Here is a 6,322-nt window from a genome sequence, read left to right on the forward strand (position 1 = left end):
TTGATGTCGTATATTAGTTGCGCAGTTAATCTGCGGATATCTCAACCGAGAGGAGAAACATGAATAAATTAGCAAAACTCGTCTTCGCTGCGTCCGCAGTCGTCGCACTCTCTGCCTCCGCGCAGGAAATCAAAGATATCCCGGCGGCTACCCCAAACAGCGCCTACGTCCAAAGCTCGAACGGTGTAATCGCACGTGACCCGTACGGTCTGTGCTGGCACACCGGCTACTGGACACCGGCTGACTCGGTTCCAGGCTGCGACGGCGAAATCGCTCAAGCTGCACCAGCACCGGCTGCACCAGCACCGGCTCCAGTTGTTCCAGCACCAGCTCCAGTATCGCAAAAGGTTACTTTCGCTGCTGACGCATTCTTCGACTTCGACAAAGCTGTCCTGAAGCCAGAAGGCAAAGCCAAGCTGGACGACCTGACATCGAAACTGGGCGCAATCAACCTGGAAGTCATCATCGCTGTTGGTCACACTGACTCGATCGGCTCCGTTGCTTACAACCAGAAGCTGTCGGTTCGCCGCGCTGAAGCTGTCAAGGCATACCTGGTACACAAGGGTGTCGAAGCTAACCGTGTTTACACCGAAGGCAAGGGCAAGTCGCAACCAGTCGCTGACAACAAGACTGCTGCAGGCCGCGCTAAAAACCGTCGCGTTGAAATCGAAGTTGTTGGTACACGTACCAACTAATCGAAGCAAATTCGATGAAAACCCCGCCTCGGCGGGGTTTTTTTTCGTCATGGCCATACGCAATCAGATGACATTGCGCTAATTTTTAAGCGCTGTACAAGCCGCAACACCCTACTTTCCAGCTATGATTCAACCTATGAACGCAGACCCGTCAGAACTCAAAAAATTCAGCGACCTGGCGCATCGCTGGTGGGATCCGGAATCGGAATTCCGTCCCTTGCACGAAATCAATCCGCTGCGCCTGGAATGGATCAATTCGCGTGTCCCGCTGGCCGGCAAGAAGGTGCTGGATATCGGCTGCGGCGGCGGCATCCTGGCGGAATCGATGGCGCGCAAAGGCGCCACCGTCACCGGCATCGACCTCTCGGACAAGGCCCTGAAGGTAGCCGACCTGCACAGCCTGGAATCGGGCATCCAGGTCCGTTACGAAAAGATCGCCGCGGAAGACATGGCCAGCCGCGAAGCCGGCCAGTTCGACGTGGTGACCTGCATGGAAATGCTGGAGCACGTGCCGGACCCGGCATCCATCGTGCGCGCCTGCGCGACGCTGGTGAAACCAGGCGGACAGGTGTTTTTCTCGACCCTGAACCGCAATCCGAAAGCCTACCTGCAGGCAGTGCTGGCGGCCGAATACCTGCTGCGGATGCTGCCCAAGGGCACGCATGACTATGCCAAGTTCATCACGCCTGCCGAACTGGCGCAGTTTGCCCGCAATGCCGGCCTCAACGTCGATGTCATGCGCGGCATGAGCTATAACCCGCTGACGCTGATCTATTCGCTCAACCAGGATACCAGCGTCAACTATCTGATGGCTTGCACCAAGCACGTCTGAAGCGCGATACCGCAGTCCGGGCCGGACTGCGGCTGCCGTAAAACGCATGCACTGCATGCCGTCCATCTTCTTGCACTCTAGGAACCGATCATGCCCCTGCCAATGCCGCGCGCCATCCTGTTTGACCTTGACGGCACGCTTGCCGACACCGCACCGGATCTGGCAGGCGCGCTCAATCGCCTGCGCAACGAGCGCGGCTTGAGCAGTACGCCTTACGCGCAATTGCGTCCCCACACTTCGGCCGGCGCGCGCGGCATGATAGGCGCTGCCTTCGGCTTGAAGCCGGGCGATGCGGATTATGAGGAATTGCGGGTCGGTTTCCTGGCCCACTACGCCGCTGCGCTGGCGGTCGACAGCACCTTGTTCGAAGGCATTCCCGCGCTCTTGAAAGCATTGCGCCAGCGCCAGCTCGGCTGGGGCGTAGTGACCAACAAGGCAGCCGTGTTCACCGATCCGCTGGTGGCTCAGATTGGCCTGGCGGATGCCGATTGCGTCATCTCCGGCGATACCACGGCCCATTCTAAACCGCATCCGGAGCCGTTGCTGGAAGCCGCGCGGCGCCTCAATCTGCAACCGCAGCAATGCTGGTATGTGGGCGACGACCTGCGCGATATCCAGGCCGGGCGCGCCGCCGGCATGGCCACCGTCGCCGCCGCCTGGGGTTATTGCGGCGACAGTGAACCGGCCAGCTGGGAAGCCGATGCGCTGATCGAAACGCCGCTGCAATTGCTGACCTTACTTCCACAGCAGTAACTTTTCCCCGAAAGCCTGGTCATACACCTGTCCAGGAAGATAAATGGCGTCAGATTGATTACCTGTCGACTTGTCACGGGCAATTTCAAAGACTTTAATAGAATAGCGAGCATGACTGTCTGGCGGTATATTGTGGACATGAGTGCCCATAAGGAATAAAAATGGCAAAACTCCCTCGTCCCTCCTGGCTCCCGCGCGCCATCCGCTGGACCGGCATTACCGTCGCCGTCCTGCTGGTGCTGGCGCTGATCAGCTGGCTGGCAGTGCCGCCGGTCGCCAAGCACCTGGTTGAACAGCAGGTTGAAGCGCAGATCGGACGCAAGGCCAGCGTCGGCAAGATTGCCTTCAATCCGCTCACCCTCACGCTGACAGCCTCCGATTTCACGCTGTACGAACCGGACAAGACCACCCCTGCCTTTTCCGCCAGCACCTTGCTGGTGAATGCTTCCTTCGCTTCCCTGTTCCGGCTGGCGCCGGTGCTGGATGAAGCCCAGCTGATCAATCCCAAGCTGCATATCGTGCGCACCAGCGCCGACGGCATCGGCCGCTACAATTTCTCAGATGTGATCGATCGCATTCTGGCCATGCCCAAGAGCGACAAGCCGGCCCTGTTTTCGGTCTCGAATATCCAGCTGCAAAACGGCGTCATCAAGTTCGACGACAAGGTGACCAACAAGCTGGTCGATATCGAAGCCCTCAACATCGGCCTGCCGTACATCTCCAATTTCGCCAGCAAGGTGGACACCTTCGTCCAGCCGCACATCTCGGCCAAGATCAACGGTACGCCCTTCGACCTCAAGGGACGCAGCAAGCCGTTTGCCGGCAGCCTGGAAACCTCGCTGGCGATCGATATCGACCAGCTGGATGTCGCCAGCTACGTCGCCTTTTCCCCGGTCGCCCTGCCGCTGGCGATCCAGAGCGCCAAACTGTCCACCAAGCTTGACCTGACCTTCGTCCGCAACAAGGACAAACCCGAGGTCGTGCTGTCCGGCGGCCTGCAGCTGGCCGACCTGGCGCTGGCCGACAAGAACGCCGCGCCGCTGCTGAAAGCGCAATCCATCAGCGCCCAGATCGGCAAGCTGAATGTCCTCACCGGCGCCGCCGCGCTGGACCGGATCGAGATCCAGAAGCCGGAAGTCTGGGTCAACCTGAACGCCAACGGCAGCCTCAACTGGGCAGCCCTGAGCACGCCGGCCGCCAAGCAGGAAATCGTCAAGGATGCGCCCAAGAAGCCGGCGACAGCACAGGCGCCGATGACCCTGACCAAACTCAGCATCCACGATGGCATCGTGAACTGGAAGGATGCCGCCAATGCCTCGCCGGCGCTGGATCTGCAAGTCAAGAACGTGACCCTGGACGCCAGCAGGCTGTCGATGGCGGAGAACGCCAAACCGGCCACCGTCACGCTCTCGACCGGCAGCGAGACCGACCAGCACATCCAGTTCATCGGCCAGATCACGCCGGCCAAGGCGATGGTCGCCGGCAAGGCCAGCATCAAGGCTCTGTCGCTGGCGCCCTACCAGCCCTATGTCAACCGTTCGCTGGCGGCGGTAGTGTCCGGCCAGCTGTCGCTGGATACCCTGCTCGCGATCGAGGGCGGCCGCATCCAGTTGCACCAGCTCGGCATCGATGTGGATGACCTCAAGGTCGCCGCCAAAAACAGCGCCGGCGGCAGCGTCGCCGCCAAGAAGATCAGCCTGGAAAACGCCAGCCTGGATACTCAGGCCCACACCTTCAACGCCGCCGCATTGCGCCTGGCCGGCATCCAGGGCGACGTCCGCCGCGACGCCCAAGGCAAGCTCAACCTGCAGCAATTCATCGCCCCCGCCGGCGCCGCCAGCAAGAGCGCGCCGAGTGCGCCGGCCAAGCCAAGCGGACCGGAATGGGTTGCCAACCTGGGCCAGTTCGCGCTGACCGACAGTAGCGTGAGCTATCTCGACAATGCCGTGAAGCCGGCAGTCAAGCTGCGTGCCGACGGCCTCAACCTGAGCGCGGAAAATATCTCCAGCAAGCTCGACAAGCCGATCAAGGTCGCGCTGCGCACCCAGCTCAACAAGAGCGGCAAACTGGCGGTCGACGGCAGCGTCGCCGCCCAGATGAAATCGGTGGCGCTCGACATCGATGCACAAAACCTGCCGGTGCCGGCGCTGCAGCCCTACTTCACCGATTTCCTCAACGTCACGCTGAGTTCAGGCCTGGCCAGCACCAAGGGTAAGCTGTCGCTGGTGCTGCCTAACGGCCGCCAGGCTATGGTGACCGGCTACAACGGCAACCTGCGCCTGGCCAATTTCCGCGTACTGGATAAAGAAACCTCCGCCGATTTCCTCAAGTGGAAAATGCTCGACGTCAGCGGCATCAACGCCAATATCGGCGGCCCGCGCCAGAACGTCACGCTGGCCAAGATCGCCCTCAGCGATTTCTATGCGCGCATCATCTTGTCTGAAACCGCCAAGCTGAACCTGCAAGACATCGTGGTCTCGAAAAACGCGCCGCCCGGTGCGCCGGCGCCGTCCCTGACTTCCGCCGAAGCCGGCGAAGGCATGGGCCAGGGCACGCCCAAAGTCACCCAGCCGACTGCTACCGGCACCGTCACTGCCGCTCCTATCGCTGCGGCGCCGCCGAAAGAGAATGCGCCGGTGATCAAGATCGGCCAGGTGGTCATCAAGGGCGGCAACATCAACTACACCGACAACTTCGTCAAGCCGAACTACACCGCCAACATGACCGGCATGAACGGCACCGTCGGCGCGATTGCTTCCGATAAGCCGGCGCCGGCGCCGATCGACCTCAACGGCAAGATCGATAACGATGCGCCGGTCGCCATTTCCGGCTCGCTCAATCCGCTCTTCAAGCCGATGTTCCTCGACATCAAGGCCAGCGCCAACGGCGTCGAACTGCCGCGCCTGACGCCATATGCCGCCAAGTACGCCGGCTACGCCATCGAGAAGGGCAAGCTGTCGATGGACGTCAGCTACCACATCGAAAACGACAAGCTGGTGGCCGACAACAATGTGCGCATCGACCAGCTCACCTTCGGCGACAAGATCGACAGCCCGACTGCGACCAAGCTGCCGGTGCTGCTGGCCGTGGCCCTGCTGAAAGACCGCAACGGCCAGATCAACATCAACCTGCCGATTTCCGGCACCTTGTCGGATCCGCAGTTTTCGATAGGCGGCATCATCGTCCGCATCTTCATCAACCTGATCGTCAAGGCCGTGACCTCGCCGTTTGCGCTGATCAGCTCCGCCTTCGGCGGCAGCGGCGGCGATGAACTCGGCTATGCCGAGTTTGCGCCCGGCTCGGCCACCCTCACCGCCGCCACCCAAGGCAAGCTGGACACCATCGCCAAGGCGCTCACCGACCGGCCGGCCCTGAAGCTGGACCTGATCGGCCGCGTCGATCCCAAGACCGACACCGACGGCGTGCGCCAGCAAGTCCTCAACCGCCAGCTGAAACAGCTGAAGCAAAAGGATTCAGTCGACCAGAGCGAAGATACGCAATCGGATGACGTCACCCTGACCGACGCCGACAAGGACAAGTACATGGGCAAGGTGTACAGCGCCGGCAAGTTCGACAAGCCGCGCAACGCCATCGGCTTCGCCAAGTCGCTGCCGACCGCGGAAATGGAAAAGTTGATTGTCGCCAACACTCCGGTGACTCAGGATGCCCTCAGCGCCCTCGCCACCCGCCGTGCCGAAGCAGTGCGCAAATACCTGGAAACCAAGGGCAAGATCCCGCTGGAACGGATTTTCCTGATCGCACCGAAGCTGACCGCCGACGGCATCAAGGACAAGGGCGCGCCGAACCGTGTCGATTTCGCCCTGAAGTAGGGGTATGCCAGCGGGTTTCAATCCTGGCAAGGCGCGCTGACAGGAAACCCTCAAGTGCGCTACAATAGAGGCTGCTTGGGGGCGACCTGGTTTCGACGTGGGTTACAAAGCAGCGCAGGGCATACCGAGGACCGACTACCTCGTAAATACAATCGGAATAGATCTAACTGCAAACGATAACTCGTACGCACTAGCCGCTTAATAACCGGTTA

4 protein-coding genes and 1 other RNA gene are annotated in these 6,322 nt (G+C 60.8%); all 5 read left to right on the top strand.

From position 1 onward, the window contains the following. The first annotated feature begins 59 nt into the window (after positions 1 to 59). Positions 60 to 695 (top strand): outer membrane protein OmpA, encoded by a 636-nt coding sequence (gene ompA / locus VNZ65_RS03500; RefSeq protein WP_325666118.1) that lies wholly within the window; start codon positions 60 to 62, stop codon positions 693 to 695. A 136-nt stretch (positions 696 to 831) separates the two neighbouring features. After that, positions 832 to 1,527: a bifunctional 2-polyprenyl-6-hydroxyphenol methylase/3-demethylubiquinol 3-O-methyltransferase UbiG gene (ubiG, locus tag VNZ65_RS03505; protein WP_325666120.1), complete on the top strand. Its 696-nt coding sequence runs from the start codon at positions 832 to 834 to the stop codon at positions 1,525 to 1,527. Between the two features lie 90 nt (positions 1,528 to 1,617). Further along, positions 1,618 to 2,280 carry an HAD-IA family hydrolase gene (locus VNZ65_RS03510; RefSeq protein WP_325666122.1) on the top strand — a complete coding sequence of 221 codons (663 nt, stop codon included), beginning with the start codon at positions 1,618 to 1,620 and terminating at the stop codon, positions 2,278 to 2,280. A gap of 161 nt (positions 2,281 to 2,441) precedes the next feature. Further along, the gene (locus VNZ65_RS03515; protein ID WP_325666123.1) at positions 2,442 to 6,110 is read left to right on the top strand and encodes a DUF748 domain-containing protein; all 3,669 of its coding nucleotides are present in this window, start codon (positions 2,442 to 2,444) and stop codon (positions 6,108 to 6,110) included. A gap of 77 nt (positions 6,111 to 6,187) precedes the next feature. After that, positions 6,188 to 6,322, top strand: a transfer-messenger RNA (tmRNA) gene (ssrA, locus tag VNZ65_RS03520); the annotation flags it as partial.

The organism is Collimonas sp. (assembly GCF_035566555.1).
Lineage (GTDB): Bacteria > Pseudomonadota > Gammaproteobacteria > Burkholderiales > Burkholderiaceae_D > Collimonas.

Coding starts and splice junctions, on each gene's coding strand:
- ompA (WP_325666118.1), top strand. CDS start 60: ATGAATAAATTAGCAAAACTCGTCTTCGCTGCGTCCGCAGTCGTCGCA.
- VNZ65_RS03515 (WP_325666123.1), top strand. CDS start 2,442: ATGGCAAAACTCCCTCGTCCCTCCTGGCTCCCGCGCGCCATCCGCTGG.
- ubiG (WP_325666120.1), top strand. CDS start 832: ATGAACGCAGACCCGTCAGAACTCAAAAAATTCAGCGACCTGGCGCAT.
- VNZ65_RS03510 (WP_325666122.1), top strand. CDS start 1,618: ATGCCCCTGCCAATGCCGCGCGCCATCCTGTTTGACCTTGACGGCACG.